Here is an 18,623-nt window from a genome sequence, read left to right on the forward strand (position 1 = left end):
AAACAATGAACATCAAAACCCCCAAAAAACTCATCGAAGTCGCCCTGCCGCTCGATGCCATCAACGCCGCCGCAACTTATGAAAAGCTCGTCAAAGTAGGGAAACCGCAAAGCATCCACCTGTGGTGGGCACGCCGTCCGCTGGCGGCGGCGCGGGCGGTCATCTTTGCGCAGATGGTCAACGACCCCGGCTACCAGCAGGGCGGCGGCTTTCGCTACGGCGTCAACAAAGAAAAGGCACAGGCCGAGCGCGAGCGCCTGTTCAAGATCATCGAAGACCTGGTGCAGTGGGAGAACACCAACAACGAGGAAGTGCTGGAGCGCGCCCGCGCCGAGATCCGCCGCTCATGGCGCGAGGTCTGCGAACTGAACAAGGCCCACCCGCAGGCCGCCGAACTGTTCAACCCCGACCAGCTGCCCGCCTTTCACGACCCGTTCGCGGGCGGCGGCGCGCTGCCGCTGGAGGCGCAGCGTCTGGGCCTGGAAAGCCACGCATCCGACCTCAACCCCGTGGCCGTCACCATCAACAAGGCCATGATCGAAATCCCGCCGCGCTTTGCGGGCCACGCCCCGGTGGGGCCGCGCGTGCCGGGCGACAAGCAGGGCAAGTTGAGCGAGGACTGGAGCGGCGCCCGCGGCCTGGCCGAAGACGTGCGCCGCTACGGCGCCTGGATGCGCGAGCAGGCCCGCCAGCGCATCGGCCAGCTTTACCCCAGCATTACCGTAACTCCTGAAATGGTAGCTGGTAGCGCAGGTGGGGCGGGCGCTACAGGCCAATTTGACTCAAATTCTCCAGACGCGCGGCCCGACCTCGCGCCCCTGCTCGGCCAGCCGCTCACCGTCATCGCCTGGCTGTGGGCGCGCACCGTCAAAAGCCCCAACCCGGCCTTCAGCCATGTGGATGTACCGCTGGCCTCCACCTTCGTCCTCAGCAGCAAGGCGGGCAAGGAAAGCTATGTGCAGCCCGTGGTCGAGGGCGACCGCTACCGCTTCACGGTGAAGGTGGGGGTGCCGCCGGAAGCGGCCAAGGAAGGCACCAAGGCTCCCGGTCGTGGCGCCAACTTCCGCTGCGTGCTCTCGGACACACCCATCAGCGGCGACTACATCAAGGCCGAGGGGCAGGCCGGGCGCATGGGCGCCAAGCTGATGGCCATCGTCGCCGAGGGCGTGCGGGGCCGCGTCTATCTCGCGCCGACGCCCGAGCATGAAGCCGTCGCGCGACAGGCGCAGCCCGCGTGGAAGCCATCCGGCGACGTGCCCGCACGTCTGACCGGCGGCACCTGCGTGCCCTATGGCATGAAGGAGTGGGGCGACCTCTTCACCCCGCGCCAACTGGTGGCGCTGACCACCTTCTCCGATCTGGTGGGCGAAGCCATCACCAAGGTCCAGGCCGACGCCCTGGCCGCCGGTCTGCCCGACGACGGCCGCGGCCTCGATGCAGGCGGCACCGGCGCGACGGCGTATGCGCAGGCGGTGGGGGTGTATTTGGCGTTTGCGATTAGTCGCGGAGCGGACTGGGGCAATTCGTTGTCCCGTTGGGAGTCGAAAGCCCAGGTTCCACAGCAGCTTTTTGGGCGTCACGCGATTCCGATGGTTTGGGACTATTCAGAGGTCAACCCACTTTGCACAAGTACGGGGTCTGTTGACGCATCGATAGAGAATATTTTCAAGAGCTTTGGTAAGAGTTCGGCTGGCGAGATAAGCGAAGGATATGCGTTTCAAGCTGATGCCCAAACTCAAACCATTAGCACCAACAAACTCGTCTCCACTGACCCACCGTACTACGACAACATCGGCTATGCCGACCTCTCCGACTTTTTCTACGTCTGGCTGCGCCGTTCGTTGAGGCCCATCTATCCGGGTCTGTTCGCCACTGTGGCCGTCCCCAAGGCGGAGGAACTAGTCGCCACCCCCTACCGCCACGGTGGCAAGGAGCAGGCCGAGCGCTTCTTCCTCAATGGCATGACAGAGGCGCTGCGCAATCTGGCGCAACAGGCGCACCCGGCCTTTCCGGTCACCATCTACTACGCCTTCAAACAGTCCGAAACCAAGGGCGAAGCGGGCACGTCCAGCACCGGATGGGAGACTTTTCTGGATGCCGTGCTCAAGGCCGGTTTCGCGCTGACCGGCACCTGGCCGATGCGTACGGAAATGAGTAGCCGCATGATCGGCGCCGGCACCAATGCCCTGGCCTCCAGCATCGTCCTCGTCTGCCGCCAGCGCCCCCTGGATGCTCCCACCGTCTCGCGCCGCGAGTTCATCCGCGAACTCAACGCCACGCTGCCCGAGGCGCTGGATGAAATGACGCGCGGCGGCGTCAATTCGCCCGTCGCGCCGGTGGACTTGTCACAAGCCATCATCGGCCCCGGCATGGCCATCTTCAGCCAGCACGCCGCCGTGCTGGAGGCCGACGGCACGGCCATGAGCGTGCGCAGCGCGCTGCAACTCATCAACCGCTTCCTTGCCGAAGACGACTTCGACCACGACACGCAGTTTTGCCTGCACTGGTTCGAGCAGCAGGGCTGGGCCACCGGCAAATACGGCGACGCCGACGTGCTGGCCCGCGCCAAGGGCACCAGCGTGGGCGGCCTGCAAACCAGCGGCGTGGTGGCGTCGAGCAAGGGCGAGCTGCGCCTGCTCAAGTGGGCCGAGATGCCGCGCGACTGGCAGCCCGAGAGCGACGCCCGCATGCCCGTGTGGGAGGCGCTGCACCAGTTGATCCGCGCGCTGAACCAGGACGGCGAATCCGCCGCCGGCGCCCTGCTGGCCCGCATGCCCGCCCAGGCCGAACCCATCCGCGCGCTGGCCTACCGCCTCTACACCCTGTGCGAGCGCAAGGGCTGGGCCGAGGAAGCGCGCGCCTACAACGAATTGGTGACGGCCTGGAGCGCCATCGAGCAGGCGGCGGGCGAGGCGGGGGTGCTGGGCTCGCAAGGCAGCTTTGATCTGTGAGTGGAGGGCTTGTCATGACCGCTGACGCACCAAGCACCGCCGAATCTTTGTCGGCTTTTTCCAGCGCGGCTACGGCTGCGGCAGAGCGGCGGGCCGCTTTGACCGCGTTGATCACGGCCAAGGTGTTGCCCAAGCAGGCGGACGACCCGGCCGTGGCGCAGGGGCGCGCCCATCTGCTGGCGCTGGTTTTTGCATCGGACACTGCGCCAGAGCATCGGCTGCTGGCCATCGCGGAGTGCATACGCCTGGGGCAGGTGGTCAAACGCTGGGCGCCGGAGATTGCACAGCAGCTGCGCCCGGCGTTTGCGCAGGAACTGCCTGCAATGCAGTTGCTGACGGATGCCGATGACCGTCTGAATCTGGCGCGGGCCTGCGCGCTCATGTCCGCAGCCTGGCTGCCCGCTTATCTGGCCAAGGCGATTGCAGAGGAAGAAACCGGGGAGAAGGCACGTACGGAGATGATGGCGGCGCTGCTGGCGCGATCCCCTGATCTCGCAACCGCTTTGCGGGAATTGGCAAACGCATTCCAGGCCCTGCGGCCCAGCACGGAAGACCCCGGTGAAACGGCAGCAAAGCGGCTGGCACGCACGCTAGCGGCACTGCGCAACACCCTTCTGGAAGTGGAACTGGATGCTGGAGACGAGCCGGGGAAAGCACTTTACGAAATGCTGGCGCTGCCTTTGTCGGACCTGGGAAAGCCGCAGACGGAGAAAGTGCAGATCGACTTGGTGCGCGAAGCTTTGCTGACGGTGCATGACATTGTTCGCACACGCATTTCGGTGGTGGCCGATCCCGAGATGTACAGCGTGGTGGGCTATTGCCGCAGACTGATCGGCAGCACGTCGTGGCCCAAAGAGTTGAACAACCCGCTGGAGCGCTTGATCACAGATGTTTCGGAGGCATTGATTCTGCTGGGCCGCCAAGGTCAATGCGATCAGGCATTGCTGGGCCAGTTGGACGTTCTGTGCAGTCATTCAGAACGTGCGCGCGCATTGGCACGCGATCTGGCCGCCAAGCACCCGGAGTTGCCTGAAGACGTGCGTGACTGGCTGGAGCGAGGGCGCATGCGCGTCGCTCGCCAAGCCAGTGAGTCTGCCATTGAGGCCGCTGCCAGCAATGCGGATGAAAGCATCGGCCTAGCCTTGCAGGCGGCCCGGCGAGCCAGGGCCGTGCGCGACAACTTGAATGAGCCACTGTTGGCCAATCTGGAAATTTACGAACCCACGATGGCGCCCGCAGCACGGGAACTGATGGATCGCGTACAAGCGTTGGCGGTGCAGGTTGAGCAGGCCGCAAGCCTGCGTGCCCTGGATTTGTACGGAGTTCCGGGCGAGGAGATCGAGATGTCGCCCAAGTTTTTCACCGTCGTGGGCGGCACACCCAGGCAGCGCATGCTGGTCAAACAACCTGCCATCGTGCGCAAGCGGCCTGATGGCAGCGTGGGTGATGTGATTGCCAAGGGAATTGTTGAGTAACCGAGGGGACGCAATGGACAAGAAAACCGCAGCCATTTTGCTGGCCAGCCTGTTGGAGCGCATTGAGCGTGATCACGCCATTGGCGCAGCTTCTTCACACGAGCGGCAAGCGCTACGGCTTGCCGTACAGGCATTAGGCGGTGGTGATGCGCCTGCTGTGGCTACAGAGCCTGTGCATTTGCCATCTGCACCAGCACCGGTCGTAGCGGAATCACTTGGCACGCCCTCCGAGCCTGCCCGCATCGACCTTGTGCTTGCGTCCGTTCAGCGCGAGCAACAAACCCCGCCCGATGTCTTGATGTGCCTGGACTTTGGTACAGCCATGTCCAAGGCCTTCGCCTCCGTGTTCCCTGACCAGCAGTTGGACTTGGCGCTGGGGGTTGCAGCGGGCCGGGAAGGCTACGCTCTGCCGTCTTCAGTATTTATTGCCGACGACGGAAAGGCATATTTTGGGTTCGAAGCCATCGAGATGAGTCAAGGACTGGAAAGTTCTGGCAGGGAACGCTTGGACTCGATCAAAGGCTGGATCAGCCTTCAGCAAGAAGGCTCTCTGGATGGAGAAGGCAATGTTCTGACCAAAGCCATGAACCCGTCCGGCGTCAAGCTGACCCAGGGCGACTTGTTGCGCATTTACTTGGCTTACTTCACAGATATGGCCGAGCTTGCGTTGATGCCTCACGTTGGGGAGTCACGGTATGTGAAGCGCCGTTACGCTCGCCCATGCTGGCCAGATAGCAAAGCGCAGTGGGGCAACCAACTGATGCGCAGGATGCTGGCAGAAGCGCAGGTGCTTGCTGACACCTTCAGTGGCCGCTGGACGGGCGGCATCCGTGTCGCAGAGCTCAAGGCGGCGGTCGAGCAAATCAAGAAGCTCGATCAACGCCCCGACTATCTGATTGACGAAGGCGTGCCAGAACCCGTGGCCGTTGCCGCCGGTGCGATTGCGGACAGTGAAAACCTGCGCGATGCTTTCATGGTGGTGGATGTTGGCGCTGGCACCACGGATTTTGGGCTCTTTATCTCGACAAGAAAATCCGATGCGGACGAACCTCGCGTGTTCCAGAATTCGATGTCCATTCAAGGCTTGATGCAAGCAGGCGACAAGGTGGACGGCCTTCTGCGCGGATTCATTGCCCAGAAGGAATCGATTGACCCCAGCGATAACTCGGGGAAGTTGATTCTTGCCGACCTCTCAAGGCGGATTCGCAGCCTCAAGGAAGTTCTTTTCAAGACCGGAGAGTTGGAATACACACTGTCGGATGACACTGTCGGCAGGATTCGTCTCGAAGATTTTCTTGCCGACGGAAAGGTCATCCGATTTGGTCAAGCCGTGGAGGATGGGTTCAAGAAGGCTCTCGGTGCCGTGGACGAATCCTGGTTGCGCTGGTTGGCAATGGATGGCGTGCGTCTGCACGTTGTAGTGACTGGTGGTAGCTCTCCGCTGCCAATGATGCAGGCTTTGGGCAAGGGCCCAATTGAAGTGAAGGGCCATCGAATCATGCGCCAGTCCATCGACCCAAAACCCTATTGGATGGAAGACATGCCTGATGAGCTGTTGACTGTGTACCCACAGTTGGCCGTGGCTATCGGTGGTGCAGCTGAAGTGATGCCCGAAACAAATGATGCCCCTCTTGTTTTTGGCGGAGGTGTGCGAGCGACCAGTTACGTTGCGGGAAAACTCCATGTCGGGGGGAAATAAGGTCATGACTATTAAACCCTGGCGCGAAATCGCGGAACCGCACCTGGATGTGCGGGAAGGCAAGTTCCAGCAGGCCGAATTCGCCGCTGACCTGTCGCGCGTGCATGCGGGCACGGCCAACGCGGAGTACCAGAACCCGGCGCTGTTCTTCCAGCGCACCTTCATCACCGAGGGCATGCGGTTGCTGCTGGATTCGGTGGTCAAGCGCCTTGCGGGCAACGGTGGCGATCCGGTGATCCAGCTGCAAACCGCCTTCGGCGGTGGCAAGACGCACACCATGCTGGCGGTCTATCACCTCGCCAAGGGCGAGGCACCGGCCAGCGACTTGCAGGGCGTGCCCGCCATCCTTGATGCGGCAGGCGTGACGGATCTGCCCAAGGCGCGCATCGCCGTGCTGGACGGCATCAAGTCCTCGCCCAACCAGCCGGTCGTCAAGGATGGGCAGAGCATCCGCACGTTGTGGGGTGATCTGGCATGGCAACTGGGTGGGGCCGAGGGCTACGCGCTGGTGGCGGAGGCCGATGCTTCGGGCACCTCGCCGGGCAAAGATGTGCTGGCCGATCTGCTGGGCCGCTACGCGCCCTGCGTCATCCTGATCGACGAGCTGGTGGCCTATGTGCGGCAATTCGAGGAAGGCAAGGCGCTGACGGGTGGCACCTTCGATTCCAACCTGAGTTTCGTGCAGGCGCTGACGGAGGCCTTGAAGGCGGTGCCGACGGCGGTGCTGCTCGCCTCGCTGCCGGAGTCCGTCAAGGAGGCAGGCAGCCAGCGTGGTGAAAAGGCGCTGGCTTCGCTTTCGCACTACTTTGGGCGCATTCAGGCGCTGTGGAAGCCGGTGGCCACCGAGGAAGCGTTCGAGATCGTGCGCCGCCGCCTGTTCAGCAACATCAACGACAAGCTGGCGATGGAGTCGGTCTGCCGCGCGTTTGCGGACTACTACATCGCCAACCGCGACGACTTGCCCGCCGAGACGCAGGACAGCAAGTATCTGGAACGGTTGAAACACGCCTACCCGATCCACCCCGAGGTGTTCGACCGCCTGTATGAAGACTGGTCCACGTTGGACAACTTCCAACGCACGCGCGGCGTGCTGAAGTTGATGGCGAAGGTGATCCACCGCCTGTGGAAAGACGGCAACAACGATGCGTTGATCATGCCGGGCAGCTTTCCGCTGATGGATGGCGACACGCGCAATGAGCTGATTCAGTACCTGCCGGCCGGGTGGGACCCGGTGATCGAGCGCGATGTGGACGGTGAGCGGTCGGAGACCTGGGAGATCGAGAACAAGGACACGCGCTTTGGCAGCGTGCAAGCCTGCCGCCGCACAGCGCGTGCCATCTTTTTGGGCAGTGCACCCAGCACATCGAGTTCAGGCGTGCGCGGCGTGGAGCTGGAGCGGGTGATCCTGGGTGTGGCCCAGCCCAGCCAGCAGCCCAACCTGTTCAAGGACGCGCTGCGGCGCCTGGGCGACCGGCTGCACTACCTGAACGCCGCTAACAACCGCTTCTGGCTGGACACGCGCCCGAACCTGCGGCGCGAAATGGAGGAGCGCAAGCGTCGTTTTCAAGACAGAGAGGACGTTTTTCCCGCCATCCGCGACCGTTTGCAGAAGAGTTTTGCCAGCGGCGTGTTCGGAAACATCCACGTATTCACCGGCAGCGGCGACGTGCCCGACGACTGGGCGCTGCGGCTGGTGGTGTTGCCGCCGGACGCGGCCTTCAGCAAGAGCGGCCAGAGTATCGCCATTGATCGGGCAACCGAGATTCTCAAGAAGCGTGGCGACCAGCCCCGCTTCAAGCAGAACCGCCTGATCTTCGTGGCGGCGGACTACGACAGCGTGAGCCGCCTGAAGGATCACGTTCGCTCGCACCTGGCGTGGCGCAGCATCGTCGGCGACTACAAAGACAACCGCATCGTGCTCGACAACCTGATGGCCAAGCAGGCACAGGCGAGCTTGGAACAGGCCGAGGAAACGGTGCGACGCATGATCCGCGAGACCTACAAATGGCTGCTCGCGCCGATGCAGGAAGCGCGACCCGGCAAGGGGCTGTCGGACATGACGTGGGAGCACTTCCCGCTCAACCCCGGCGCACAGAACTGGTCGCAGGAAATCGAGCGCGTGCTCAAGGAGAACGAACTGCTCATCAGCGAATGGGCACCGATCCATCTTGCCAAGGTGCTGAAGGACTGGTTCTGGAAGGACGACGCCAAGGACACCAGCGCCCTCAACGTGTGGCAGCAGAGTTGCCAGCAGCTCTACCTGCCGCGCCTGAAGGACGATGCGGTGTTCCAGACCACGATGGGCGCAGGCGCGGACAGCCGCGAGTTCTTCGGCTTCGCGCAGGGCAAGGAGCCGGATGGCGACAAGGTGCGCTATGTGGGGTTCAGCTACGGCAAGCGCACGTCGCTGATCATGGATTCGTCGCTGCTGTTGATCGAGCCGCTCACCGCTGCGGCCTACGTGGAAGCCTTGCGCGCGGCAGAGGAGGCATCCCGTGCCAAAGCAGCCGATTCGGGTGGCGTTGCGACGACGGTCGTGGTGACGGGTGACGGTCGCATCCCCCCGCACGCCGAGGATTCCGGCAAGGGAGGCGCTGCGACCGGCAGCGCGGCGAGCGCCAAGAAGCAGTTCTACGCCAGCATCGATCTTGACCCGATTCAGGCCAAGCGGCAGTTCGCCGATGTGGTGGACGAGGTGGTGCAACAGTTCACCCTGCGTCCCGGCGTGAAGGTGCGAATCGCCATTGAGATTCAAGCGGAATCCCCGACCGGCTTCGACGATGGCCTTCAGCGCGCGGTGAAGGAGAACTGCAATGTGCTGAAATTCAAGAGCGCGGAATTCGAGGCGGGCGAATGAGCGCACCCAAGGTGTTTGTCAGCCACGCCAGCGAGGACAAGGATCGCTTCGTCATCGAGTTCGCACGACGCTTGCGCGAGAACGGTGTCGATGCGTGGCTCGATCAGTGGGAGATGAAGCCCGGCGACAGCTTGGTGGACAAGATATTCGAGGAAGGGCTGAAGGAGGCCCGTGCCGTCATCGTCGTCTTGTCCAAGGTCAGCGTTCAGAAACCTTGGGTTCGGGAGGAGTTGAACACTTCGGTGGTCAACAGGATCAGCCGTGGAACGCGGCTGATCCCTGTCGTCATCGACGATTGCGAAGTACCCGAAAGCCTGCGATCCACCCTATGGCAGAAGGTCGATGACCTCGCCGACTACGACCAGAGCTTGCAGCGCATCCTGTCGGCCATCTTCGACGTGGACGACAAGCCGACCATCGGCCAGCCGCCCGCCCGGTTCTCCGGGTCTGCACCCTTGATCTCCGGCCTGACGCGGGTTGATGACTTGGCCTTGCGCGTCATTGCGAGAGTGCAGATCGACGAGGACGCAGGTCTTGTGGATTGGGATCGGCTGCGCGCCGAACCCGCGCTTCAAGATGTGCCGCAACAGGAACTGCTCGACTCGCTGGACATTCTCGAACAGCACGACTACATCAAGATCGGGCGCGTTCTCGGCGCGCCGCTGTCGCATGTCGTTCTGACGGACTACGGCTTTCAGGAGTTCGCGCAGGCGTATGTCGATGGCTATCAGGATGTGGTTGGCCGGATTGCCGCGCTGCTGGTCAACGAGGATGTCCGCCAGAATGAAGAACTGGCAACGCGAGTCGGCAAGCCCCGCGCCTTCGTCGACTTCGTGCTGAACCTGCTGGAAAGCAATAATCACATCAAGGTTTCCAAGTACATAGGCGGCCAGTCCCATGTGTGGGATGTCTCTGCATCGCTGCGTCGGGCGATCCAGCAGGCGCAATAAACCGATGCGGGGGAGACACGATGGGAAAACTGATCGATGGGGACGATGGCCTGCTTGACGACGATCTCGAAAGGAGTTCAGAGGATCAGCATTCTTTTGGGGGTGTCTGGACGCGCATCAAGCTGGAGGCGCTGGAGAAGTACCTCGTGGCTTTCAACACGGCCCTCAGCAAGCAGAGCTTTACTCGGCTCTACATCGATGCTTTCGCTGGTACGGGCCGTTGCGACATCAAGGTGGACGGCGAGAAGAAGAGCATCGATGGTTCCGCGCGCAGGGCATTGACGGCCAACCCATCGTTCCACAAGTTCTGCTTCATCGAATTGCGCCCGAAGAAGCTGGCTGCCCTGAATGCGCTTGGTGCGGAATTTCCGGGTAAGACCATCGAAGTGATCCAAAGCGATGCCAACACAGCGTTGAAAACGCTGTGCAGCCAGCATCAGTGGAACAGTGAACGGGCCGTGCTGTTTCTTGATCCGTTCGGAATGCACGTTGAGTGGTCGACGCTGGAAGCGATTTCCAAGACTGGCGCAATAGATGTCTGGTACCTATTCCCGTATGCCGGGCTGTACCGACAAGCCGCCAAGAATGCCGACGCGCTGGATGCCGACAAGGAAGCATCATTGACGCGCGTGCTCGGCACCGATGAATGGCGTCAAGTATTTTACGCTCAGAATCGGCAGACCGATCTGTTCGGTGGCAGCAATGGCGATGTGCGCGAAACCGATCACCGGCAGATGCTGGAGTTCGTGTCCAAGCGATTGAAGGGGCTGTTTCCCGCTGTCACCGAACCCAAGGTGCTGTATCAGGGAGGCGATTCAAAGAACCCGAGCGGCGCGCCACTTTTCGCGCTCTACTTCGCGGCTTCCAATCCAACACCGAAGGCGTACGGGTTGGCGATGAAGATCGCCAAAGACATTCTGGACACGTTATAGCTGCGTTTCCGCAGCCTGCTGCGGGTAGTCGTCCCATGTGCGGCCACGGAAGACGCGACCGTTCGCCTTCTTGTGGCGCTTGACGCCGTCCGCGCCCCAACCGCCCCACTGCTTGAAGAAGAACGCCGCGCCAGCGGCCTCGGCCTGCACCTGCACGTTGGCCACCCACTCCTCGCGCATCGGGCGCGCCTTGTGGCCTGATTCACCGCCGACGATGACCCAGTGGATGTCGCTCAGGTTGATGCGGCCCAAGTCCTCCAGCAGCGGCTCCACCGAGAGGAAACGGATGTGCGCGTCCACCTTGCGCAGATGGTCGATGCGCGGCACGCCGTACTTCTTGTCCTCCACCGATACGCCCAGCCACACGTTCTGCGGGCAAGCCCGGCGCGCGAAATACTCCGGCAGGCGCTCGGCGCGCTTGGTGAGGATTTGGTAGGTGTGGTGCGGCGTGGTCTCGATGATCGAGAACACGCGGTCGAGGAACTTGTCCGAAACAGCCTCGTGGAACAGGTCGCTCATGCTGTTCACGAAGTACGTGGTGGGCTTCTTGCGCAGCAGTGGCTGCTCTAGTCGGTTCTCATGCACGGTGAGCTTGAACTCGTTCTCGTAACCGGGCGCGCCCATCGCGTGCAGCCGCCGCGCCATCACTTCGGCATAGCAGTTCTTACAACCCGGAGAGACCTTGGTGCAGCCGGTGGTGGGATTCCACGTCTGCTCCGTCCATTCGATGGTTGATTGCGTTGCCATACGGCCTCCTATGTCATTGCGGCGCAGCGCCCGACGAACGGGCCTGCGCGTTTTCGGACGCGAAGGCGTCCACCAAGCGGGATAGCGCCGAGCGCACTTGACCCAATTTCGGATCGGCCAAGGATTCGCGCACGCGGTCGGCGAGCTGTTCCGCCGACGGCGCCGCCTCGCCCTGGGCGGTATGCACCAGACGCATACAGCGGTTGATGACGCTGATCGGCGGACTGGCCTTGCCCCGTTCGTACTTGCTCACCATCGACTGATCGACCTCCAGCAGATCGGCGAATTCCTTCTGACTGCGCCCATTGCGCGCCGCCCGGATGAGTTCTTCAACGCTCTCGAAAGCCACGATCTTGCCTATTCTGATAATTCATCTAAAGCATATTTTATCATGAATATGCTTGTTGTGCCTAGATATGGGCCATCAGCCAGCCGTGGCTTGCAGGATCAGGGGCGTCTCAGCCTCGCGCCGCGCCACGAGGCCGAGCAACACCTTCCCGCTGCCATAGACTCAGCGCCGCAGTTCAGGCTCAATGGTCTGCCCCACGGATTTCTCACCTCGCGGGGGCAGCCATCTCCCTGACCCACGCCTGCAACGCCCTCAGTTGCTCGGCGTTTTCGTGGCAGGACTGGTAGTTGCCTGCGACGGTTCCGGCGACGGCAGAGAGCGCAAGGCCTGCGGCGGGCGCATCAGCATCTCCGGCGGGCTTGAGCAGCTCACCGGCGGCGGCAGCGTCGTGCAGGCGCACAAAGCCACGGTTGATAGTGCAAGCAGCATCGGCTTCAACGGGCACATAGACGAGAACTTCCTTGATGATGGTGTCGCCCTTTTCGCGGACGACGCGGACGCGGTCGACGTACTCGGTGACGACCTTGACGGTGGTTTGCGCCTGACGTTGGCGAGTGGCAGCGGTCTGCAGGGTTTGTTGCTGGACGGCGGCATCCCACTGCGCTTGAACGCGGCTCGCGCCCTTCACCCAGCCGAATCCGATCAGCGCAACCGCCAGCGCAGCCAAGGCCAGTGGGCGATAAGGCCAAGGGATCAGCGTCATGGGGCACCTTCCCCGAGACATTGGCGGTACTCGGCTTGCCGACGTATGGCCAGCCCGCCGCAGAGCCGGGCATTGGCAGGCAGTGCACAGTCCTTGCCCTGGAAGAAGCGCCAGCGCAGTAGCTCGGCGCAGGCTCCGGCGTAGTCCTCGGCGTTGAGCTTTTTGACCAGCGTGGACTTGCAGAACGCGCTGCTGCCGACGTTGTAGGAGAAGCTCACCAGCGCGTCGTACTCGTGCTGGGCCAGGGGCACGGTGACGCATTGCTTCAATGCGCCCTCGAACTGCTGCATGTCGGTGAGCGCCCGGGCCAGCGCCTTCGGCGGCGTGATGGTGTCACCGATCTTCACGCCCGAAGTCGTGCCGAAGCCGATGGTCGGCACATCACCCTTGACCGGGATCACCGCGCGGTCGGTGTATCCCTCGTGCAGCACGATGCCGACCAGCGCGGCGGCGGACAGCGTCAGCGCGGCCACGGTTCTGCGTTGCGGTGGCCGGATCATCGGTACATCTCCGGCTGGGCGACGAGCCGTGCGATGGCCGCGCCGATGCTGGCGCTGAAGGCCAGCAGCACGAACACCCCACGCGGCAGCACGTCGCCGAACAGTGGAACCACCACTTCCGCCACCGTGAAGACGGCCGCGACGAGAGAGAAGCGAAAGCTCCATGCCCGACGCGCGACTTGCCGCCAGTCGTCCAACAGGCACAGTTGGGGCCGGGCACTCATGGCGCACCGCCCAGCAGCTTGAGCTTGATGGCGGCACCGACCAGCAACGCCGCCAATAGGCCCGTGGTCAGCACCTTGATGGTGGTCTGCCATGCGGTGCGGCGCGCATCGCGCCACGCTTCCAGCAGGTCGCGCAGCTCGTGGATGTCCTTCGCCGCACTGCCGTTCTCCAGGCCGAGATGCGCGAGGCAACGCTCGGCCCCGCGTTCGGCGGCGCGTTCGAGCAGTTCGTCAAAGTCCTCGCGGCGCAAGAGCAGCATGTTTTCCACGAAGGCAGCGGGTTGGTTTTCTTCGGTCATTAGGGGGTCTCCAGAAATACGAAACCCGCCTGATGCACAGGGCACCAAGGCGGGTTCGGGGTTGAACAGAAGGATGTGTGGGATTCAGATTTCGATGACTTCCAGCGTCAGGCTGGGCGCGATGCCCTCGATGGCGTCGTCGCGGACGAACACCTGCTGACCGACGACGGCACTGCCGCGCGCGCGGATCAGGCCGCCACCGGGCAAGGCCACGGTCGCCACGCCGTTGCCAACGCTGACCACCGTGCCCGCCTGCAGCGGAGGATCGGGGATGAGTTGGCGGAACTGGTCGTACAGGTTATGCATGGCTCTGCACCCCCAGCGTCTGCCAGACTTCGGGCATCCCGACCTCGACCTGCGTGGAGCGCACGATGCCCAGCCGGGTGACGCTGCCGTCCTGGTACTCGACGAAGGCCCCCGGCTCGATGATCCCCGTCTCAGCCAGCACCGGCAGGCGCAGGCTGACTTCGATCTGCGGCCCGGTGTCGGCCAGCAGCGCGATGCCACGCTGGCGCGCAGCCACCACATCGGTGATCAGCGCATCGACCACCATCGGGGCCAGAACGTCACCGGCTGTTCCTGCGCGCGTGACTTGGCCGAGCACGCCCACGTCCTGGCCCGAGACGAACACCCGGTTGTACGCAGGCTTCTCGATCCAGCGCAGCGACTCGCGGGCGACGGCGTCCACCGGCAGCACGAAATCCGGTGTGACGCTGGCCCACTCCCACGGTGCGACCGGATAGCGGTGCCGGACGCGGATGCTCTGCTCGGAGGGATGCGGTATCAGGTAGCCGCCAGCGGCACCGGCGATGGTGCTCAGTGCCTCTATCCATGTTGCCTGCTGGGTGAACACTCCGGCCGGGACGTTCCAGTCCGTGAGGCCCCAATCGATGTCCCAACCCAGCGGGATACCGTTGAGCGTGAGCACGTCGTCCATCAGCTGTCGGGCAGTGCGGGCCTGCGGCTGCTGGAAGTTCATCACCGGCGCATAGGGCGCGGCCAGCACGGCGTTGCGCCCACGACCCGAGACGCGGATGCTGGCGTCACCGAAGCTGCGCTCGCGGCTGATGCTTTCGGCCAACACGCGGAACTGCGTGCCGTTGACGCTGGCCACGAGTTCAACCGGGCCGGAGGCGTTGCCGGGCGCGACCAGGGCTTCCGCCGTGGCGGGCAGTTGCGCGTCGAACCCCCACGTCCAGGACGCGGCGTCGAGCGACAGTGACAGGTTGAACACCGGCACCGGCATTCCATCGGGCAGCCGGTGCAGGGTCACGTTGTTGATCACGAAGTACACCCTCCGAATGGGAACGACCACCGGCTCGCCATCGGACGGGGCGCTGTGGTTTTCGCAGAAGAACAGCAGGTGGGCGCTGGCCGGGGCCAGTGCAACGAACAGTAGATGGCCGCTCGGCGTGTAGCAGCGCGACGGCTCGGGCGGCTCCGGCACGATCCAGACGCTGATGCCCGGTGGCGGGCGCATCGCGTCCTGATACCTCCCTCGCCAGCCCACGGGCCACGGGATCGCGCTCTGGAAGTCCGTGCCCTGGTGCTGGGTCAGCAGCCGAGCGTGCTGCCAACGAGCAAGCCGACTTGCGCGCTTGGTGCGATCACCGTCCTGATGCGCAAACCGAGTGGCGTCGCGCAGCCCGGTGGCGTTCTGGAACAAGCCAGTCCGGATCTGCGCGGTGGCGGTCGCGTCCTGATGGCCGAACCCAGTTGCACCGTGCAGCCGCGTGGCCTGCTGCTGGCCCGCGCGGCGCTGCATCGGCAAGGCCAGCAACACCGGCGGTAGCCGATGCGCGACGCCGTGCGCCGACACGTTGCCGCGCTGCCAGCGCGCGCCCCAGCCTGCGGGCGCAGCCGTGGCGTCCTGTCGGCCCCACGTCGCGCCGTCTTCCGTTTGCGTGGCCTGTTGCCACGCGCTGGCCGTCTGGCCCACCGTGGGGCGCTGGGTGCGCGAGGTGTAGTGCAGCTCGCCGGTAAACACCACGCCCGGCAGGCTGGCGGTGCCGACGTGCAGCGGAACGCTGGGCCGCAGGATCAGCGTGCTGACCGTGAGGCCCGGCAGCGCGGCCAGCACCTCCAGTCGCGCAGGCGGCATGAAGTGGATGCTGGCGACTGGCGGCGGCAGTGTGGCCTGCACCGCCATGTCGTTGCGCGGTGGCACATAGTCCGCGCCGAAAATCAGTTCAGCATCCTGTGCGGCAGGCCGGTCGAACGCCAGATCGACGTTCTGCCCGGAGTTCGTCGGCATCGTTCATCCCTCGCATTCAGCCGAGGATCGCCGACACCATCCGGGCGTCGCCGCCCAGATAGAGGTTGGCGCTGGCCAGCTTCACGTCGCCGTCGCCATCGGTGCCGCTGCAATCGAGGTCGAGCGCCGTCACCTCGTCGCCGTTGACCAGCCGCGCCCAGGTAGCGATGCCCGTGACCATGATGAGGCCGTCTTCCTGCTGCGTGAGCGTCAGCAGTCCGCCTGCCACCGTGCCTGCGGGCTTGGTGAGCGCGATCTCGACCAGCATCGCGCTCGTGGGCGTCGCGGACGGATTGGGCGGCCGCGTTCCGCCATAGATGCGCAGCCGCGCCGTATTGCTGCCTGCGTCCAGGAAGGACAGCGTGCCCGCCAGCCGCGCCTCGTTGTGTTCCTGCGTGATGGCGACGGTCATGGCATGGCCTCCGGCCGGAGCCTGTCGGCGATGACGGCGCGGTACATCTGCTGGTAGTCGGTGCTGATCACGGTGTAGGTCTGCGCGCGGTCGAGCCGCTCGAAGCAGTAGTTGCCAGCGGCGTCCGACCAGGTGTCGGCCACCAGCGTGTGCGTGTTCTCGCTATAGAGCAGCACCTGCCGCAGCAGCGGCTGGTCGGGTGAACCCTTTTCCTTGACGGTGCCGCTGATCTGGCCATCACCCCCGAAGTAGATGTTCCTGCGTGCGCCGGGTAGGCCGCGAAACTGGCGCGGATGGCTGCCCGGCTGATTCCACTGATCGGAGTTCGGGCTGTGCCAGCGGGCGAAGGCAGCGACATGAACGCCGACTGGCGGGCCTGCGAGCGCGGTGCGGCACGCTGCCTCCAGCGCGCGCAGATCGGCAAGACTGGCGGCACCCGACCACAAACCGGCGGCGTAGAAGCGCTCGCTACCGCCGATGTTGTATTCGTTGCCGTCGGCGTAGTAGCCGATGCCGCCTACGGTGTCCGCCACCCACGCGCGTGCGAAGGCCGCCCCCGCCCAGTCGTTGTTCAGATAGACGCGGGCGCTGGACGGGCTGACCACCAGCGCCATGAACTTGGGCGTACCCCAGGCTGGCCCGCTGCCCACCTGGCCGCCCGTGCCATTGGCGTACTGGTAGATCGCACCGTTAGATTCCTGATCCAGGAAGTAGTTGCTGCTGTCGCCGAGGGTCTTGTAGAACACCAGTCCCCGGCTGACGTGCATCACGAAGCCCGCGAGCACGAACTCACCGGACAAGGACAACGGTGTCGCCAGCGGCCACGGCTTGTCCTGCCCATACAGCCCGTGCAGGGGGAATGGCGTGACCACGCCGCCCTGCACGGTGACGGCATTGCCGCCGACCTGATCCTGCAGTTGCCCATCTGAAAAATGCAGCGCGTCCCACGCCGCGACCGGCGTCAAGGACGCCACGCTGTCCCACCACGCCACGGCTTACCTCCAGGGCCCGGTGATGTCGAAGGCGATCTGCGCGCCCTCGGTTTCCGAGCTGTACTGCGTCCTGACCAGCAGGAACTTCTTGCCCGCCTGGCCCACCACGTTGTCGACGATGGTCTGGTCGCTGTAGGGCCGATCCTGCGGCATCCAGTGCATGCCGGGCATCAGGCCGCGCATGTGGCCCGACTCCTCGCGCACGTAGGTGGGCAACAGCCACAGGCTGAAGTCTGGCCCGTTCGGAAACGGCATCGGCCCGCGCCCGCAGACTTGGCTGGAGTTGTTGGTGTTCAGCGAGGTGAGGCCGAAACGCACCGGGTTGCCAAGCTGGGTGTGGTTGCGCAGCAGCGTCTTGCCCGTGAACTCCAGCGACTGCGTGAGCCCGTAGCCGCTGAACTGGCCGGGATAGCTCCAGTAGTTGCTCATGCCCGAGTAGTTGTCGTCGGCACACAGCACCGTGGCGTATTCGTCACCAGGTTTGAAACTGATGAGGTCGCCGAAGCAGTAAGCGTTGCGCCCGTACCAGTTGTATCCGGCGGCATTGGTGACGAACAGGAAGAACAGCCGGTCGTCGCCAATGAGCACCCAATTGCGACCACCCGCGCCGCCGTCGCCGTTGCTCTCGTACTGGTTGCTCCGAGCGTGGTACCACTTGTACCAACCCCACTGATTGGCCGCGACCTGTTTCCAGTTCTGCGTCGGGTTGTTCGGATCGAACGGGGCCTGCGCACCGACGATGGTGTCGATGTCCGACAGCCCTTCGACGATACCGACGTTGGCCCACTTGGCCCAGGTCGTCGTGTAGCCGGGCGTCTTGAGGTCGTCGTCGATCAGCAGCAGGTTCTGCGGCGAAGCAGGGTTCTGACTGCGGTAGGCTGCTTTGTTCGTACCCGCGAACGCCTTTTCCCAGCCCAGCGGCGCGACCTTGGCCGAGAGACTGGTCGCGCTGGTCGCGGGCGATGCAGGCGTGCCGGTAACCGCGTAGGTGAAGGTGGTCGCAGTCGTGGCGATCACCCTCACCTCGCCGTTGTATTCCGGCTGGTCGGCCCCGGCGATCTCGACCACCTGCTCGGGCCGGTAGGCATGGCCCGCGCTGATGCTGGCAGTGACAATGCCATCGGCGCAGGTCAGCGTGTCGATGGCCTTGAGCGCGAAGCCGTTGACGAGGCAAGCGTCGAGCATCGTCACCAGATCGCCCCAGTTGTTGGCGATCTGCGGCGCACCTGTCATGCCGCTGTTGAAGTATTTGACGGTGAGGCCGGTCATTGCGATGGTT

At 63.9% G+C, this 18,623-nt stretch carries 17 protein-coding genes; 6 read left to right on the forward strand and 11 right to left on the reverse strand.

All coding sequences use genetic code 11. The features are described from left to right. Positions 1 to 5 precede the first annotated feature (5 nt). Genes DD542_RS03470 through DD542_RS03495 form a run of 6 tightly spaced genes read left to right on the forward strand, consistent with a single transcriptional unit; the run spans position 6 to position 10,864 of the window. Positions 6 to 2,951, forward strand: a complete 2,946-nt coding sequence (locus DD542_RS03470) for a DUF1156 domain-containing protein (RefSeq protein WP_127803830.1) — start codon at positions 6 to 8, stop codon at positions 2,949 to 2,951. 14 nt (positions 2,952 to 2,965) lie between these two features. After that, positions 2,966 to 4,426, forward strand: a complete 1,461-nt coding sequence (locus DD542_RS03475) for a hypothetical protein (protein ID WP_127803832.1) — start codon at positions 2,966 to 2,968, stop codon at positions 4,424 to 4,426. Between the two features lie 13 nt (positions 4,427 to 4,439). Beyond that, positions 4,440 to 6,125: a hypothetical protein gene (locus DD542_RS03480; protein ID WP_164868326.1), complete on the forward strand. Its 1,686-nt coding sequence runs from the start codon at positions 4,440 to 4,442 to the stop codon at positions 6,123 to 6,125. Positions 6,126 to 6,129: 4 nt separating this feature from the next. Continuing rightward, positions 6,130 to 8,982, forward strand: coding sequence for a DUF499 domain-containing protein (locus DD542_RS03485; RefSeq protein WP_127807271.1), 2,853 nt, complete (start codon positions 6,130 to 6,132; stop codon positions 8,980 to 8,982). After that, positions 8,979 to 9,932, forward strand: coding sequence for a toll/interleukin-1 receptor domain-containing protein (locus tag DD542_RS03490; protein WP_127803834.1), 954 nt, complete (start codon positions 8,979 to 8,981; stop codon positions 9,930 to 9,932). The genes DD542_RS03485 and DD542_RS03490 overlap by 4 nt, the downstream gene beginning before the upstream one ends. Positions 9,933 to 9,952: 20 nt before the next feature. Beyond that, a complete protein-coding gene (locus DD542_RS03495; RefSeq protein WP_052382551.1) occupies positions 9,953 to 10,864 on the forward strand; it encodes a three-Cys-motif partner protein TcmP in 912 nt (303 codons plus the stop codon). On the opposite strand, the gene DD542_RS03500 is transcribed toward DD542_RS03495, so the two are convergent. From DD542_RS03500 to DD542_RS03550, 11 genes are all read right to left on the reverse strand, one after another. Beyond that, entirely contained in the window at positions 10,859 to 11,611 is a 753-nt protein-coding gene (locus tag DD542_RS03500; protein WP_042427096.1) for a phage Gp37/Gp68 family protein, read from the reverse strand. The two genes, DD542_RS03495 and DD542_RS03500, sit on opposite strands and share 6 nt — an antisense overlap. A gap of 13 nt (positions 11,612 to 11,624) precedes the next feature. Continuing rightward, positions 11,625 to 11,960, reverse strand: a complete 336-nt coding sequence (locus DD542_RS03505; RefSeq protein WP_042427091.1) for a helix-turn-helix transcriptional regulator — start codon at positions 11,958 to 11,960, stop codon at positions 11,625 to 11,627. Positions 11,961 to 12,165: 205 nt separating this feature from the next. Beyond that, complete coding sequence (locus DD542_RS03510) at positions 12,166 to 12,663, reverse strand: hypothetical protein (RefSeq protein ID WP_042427088.1); 498 nt, start codon at positions 12,661 to 12,663, stop codon at positions 12,166 to 12,168. Continuing rightward, positions 12,660 to 13,163 carry a lysozyme gene (locus DD542_RS03515; protein ID WP_042427085.1) on the reverse strand — a complete coding sequence of 168 codons (504 nt, stop codon included), beginning with the start codon at positions 13,161 to 13,163 and terminating at the stop codon, positions 12,660 to 12,662. Before DD542_RS03515 ends, DD542_RS03510 begins: the two co-directional genes overlap by 4 nt. Further along, positions 13,160 to 13,387 carry a hypothetical protein gene (locus tag DD542_RS03520; RefSeq protein ID WP_127803836.1) on the reverse strand — a complete coding sequence of 76 codons (228 nt, stop codon included), beginning with the start codon at positions 13,385 to 13,387 and terminating at the stop codon, positions 13,160 to 13,162. The genes DD542_RS03515 and DD542_RS03520 overlap by 4 nt, the downstream gene beginning before the upstream one ends. After that, a complete protein-coding gene (locus DD542_RS03525; RefSeq protein WP_127803838.1) occupies positions 13,384 to 13,686 on the reverse strand; it encodes a DUF6127 family protein in 303 nt (100 codons plus the stop codon). Before DD542_RS03525 ends, DD542_RS03520 begins: the two co-directional genes overlap by 4 nt. A gap of 84 nt (positions 13,687 to 13,770) precedes the next feature. Then, positions 13,771 to 13,992: a hypothetical protein gene (locus tag DD542_RS03530; protein WP_127803840.1), complete on the reverse strand. Its 222-nt coding sequence runs from the start codon at positions 13,990 to 13,992 to the stop codon at positions 13,771 to 13,773. After that, the gene (locus tag DD542_RS03535) at positions 13,985 to 15,940 is read right to left on the reverse strand and encodes a hypothetical protein (protein WP_127803843.1); all 1,956 of its coding nucleotides are present in this window, start codon (positions 15,938 to 15,940) and stop codon (positions 13,985 to 13,987) included. The genes DD542_RS03530 and DD542_RS03535 overlap by 8 nt, the downstream gene beginning before the upstream one ends. A 16-nt stretch (positions 15,941 to 15,956) precedes the next feature. Then, positions 15,957 to 16,352, reverse strand: coding sequence for a hypothetical protein (locus DD542_RS03540; RefSeq protein WP_127803845.1), 396 nt, complete (start codon positions 16,350 to 16,352; stop codon positions 15,957 to 15,959). Then, positions 16,349 to 17,344, reverse strand: a complete 996-nt coding sequence (locus tag DD542_RS03545) for a hypothetical protein (protein WP_127803847.1) — start codon at positions 17,342 to 17,344, stop codon at positions 16,349 to 16,351. Before DD542_RS03545 ends, DD542_RS03540 begins: the two co-directional genes overlap by 4 nt. A 3-nt stretch (positions 17,345 to 17,347) precedes the next feature. Further along, positions 17,348 to 18,613, reverse strand: coding sequence for a hypothetical protein (locus DD542_RS03550; RefSeq protein ID WP_127803849.1), 1,266 nt, complete (start codon positions 18,611 to 18,613; stop codon positions 17,348 to 17,350). Positions 18,614 to 18,623: the final 10 nt, after the last annotated feature.

This window comes from Hydrogenophaga sp. NH-16 (assembly GCF_004006415.1).
GTDB classification, from domain to species: Bacteria; Pseudomonadota; Gammaproteobacteria; order Burkholderiales; family Burkholderiaceae_C; genus Hydrogenophaga; species Hydrogenophaga pseudoflava.

Coding starts and splice junctions, on each gene's coding strand:
- DD542_RS03470 (WP_127803830.1), top strand. CDS start 6: ATGAACATCAAAACCCCCAAAAAACTCATCGAAGTCGCCCTGCCGCTC.
- DD542_RS03475 (WP_127803832.1), top strand. CDS start 2,966: ATGACCGCTGACGCACCAAGCACCGCCGAATCTTTGTCGGCTTTTTCC.
- DD542_RS03480 (WP_164868326.1), top strand. CDS start 4,440: ATGGACAAGAAAACCGCAGCCATTTTGCTGGCCAGCCTGTTGGAGCGC.
- DD542_RS03485 (WP_127807271.1), top strand. CDS start 6,130: ATGACTATTAAACCCTGGCGCGAAATCGCGGAACCGCACCTGGATGTG.
- DD542_RS03490 (WP_127803834.1), top strand. CDS start 8,979: ATGAGCGCACCCAAGGTGTTTGTCAGCCACGCCAGCGAGGACAAGGAT.
- DD542_RS03495 (WP_052382551.1), top strand. CDS start 9,953: ATGGGAAAACTGATCGATGGGGACGATGGCCTGCTTGACGACGATCTC.
- DD542_RS03500 (WP_042427096.1), bottom strand. CDS start 11,611: ATGGCAACGCAATCAACCATCGAATGGACGGAGCAGACGTGGAATCCC.
- DD542_RS03510 (WP_042427088.1), bottom strand. CDS start 12,663: ATGACGCTGATCCCTTGGCCTTATCGCCCACTGGCCTTGGCTGCGCTG.
- DD542_RS03515 (WP_042427085.1), bottom strand. CDS start 13,163: ATGATCCGGCCACCGCAACGCAGAACCGTGGCCGCGCTGACGCTGTCC.
- DD542_RS03520 (WP_127803836.1), bottom strand. CDS start 13,387: ATGAGTGCCCGGCCCCAACTGTGCCTGTTGGACGACTGGCGGCAAGTC.
- DD542_RS03525 (WP_127803838.1), bottom strand. CDS start 13,686: ATGACCGAAGAAAACCAACCCGCTGCCTTCGTGGAAAACATGCTGCTC.
- DD542_RS03530 (WP_127803840.1), bottom strand. CDS start 13,992: ATGCATAACCTGTACGACCAGTTCCGCCAACTCATCCCCGATCCTCCG.
- DD542_RS03535 (WP_127803843.1), bottom strand. CDS start 15,940: ATGCCGACGAACTCCGGGCAGAACGTCGATCTGGCGTTCGACCGGCCT.
- DD542_RS03540 (WP_127803845.1), bottom strand. CDS start 16,352: ATGACCGTCGCCATCACGCAGGAACACAACGAGGCGCGGCTGGCGGGC.
- DD542_RS03550 (WP_127803849.1), bottom strand. CDS start 18,613: ATGACCGGCCTCACCGTCAAATACTTCAACAGCGGCATGACAGGTGCG.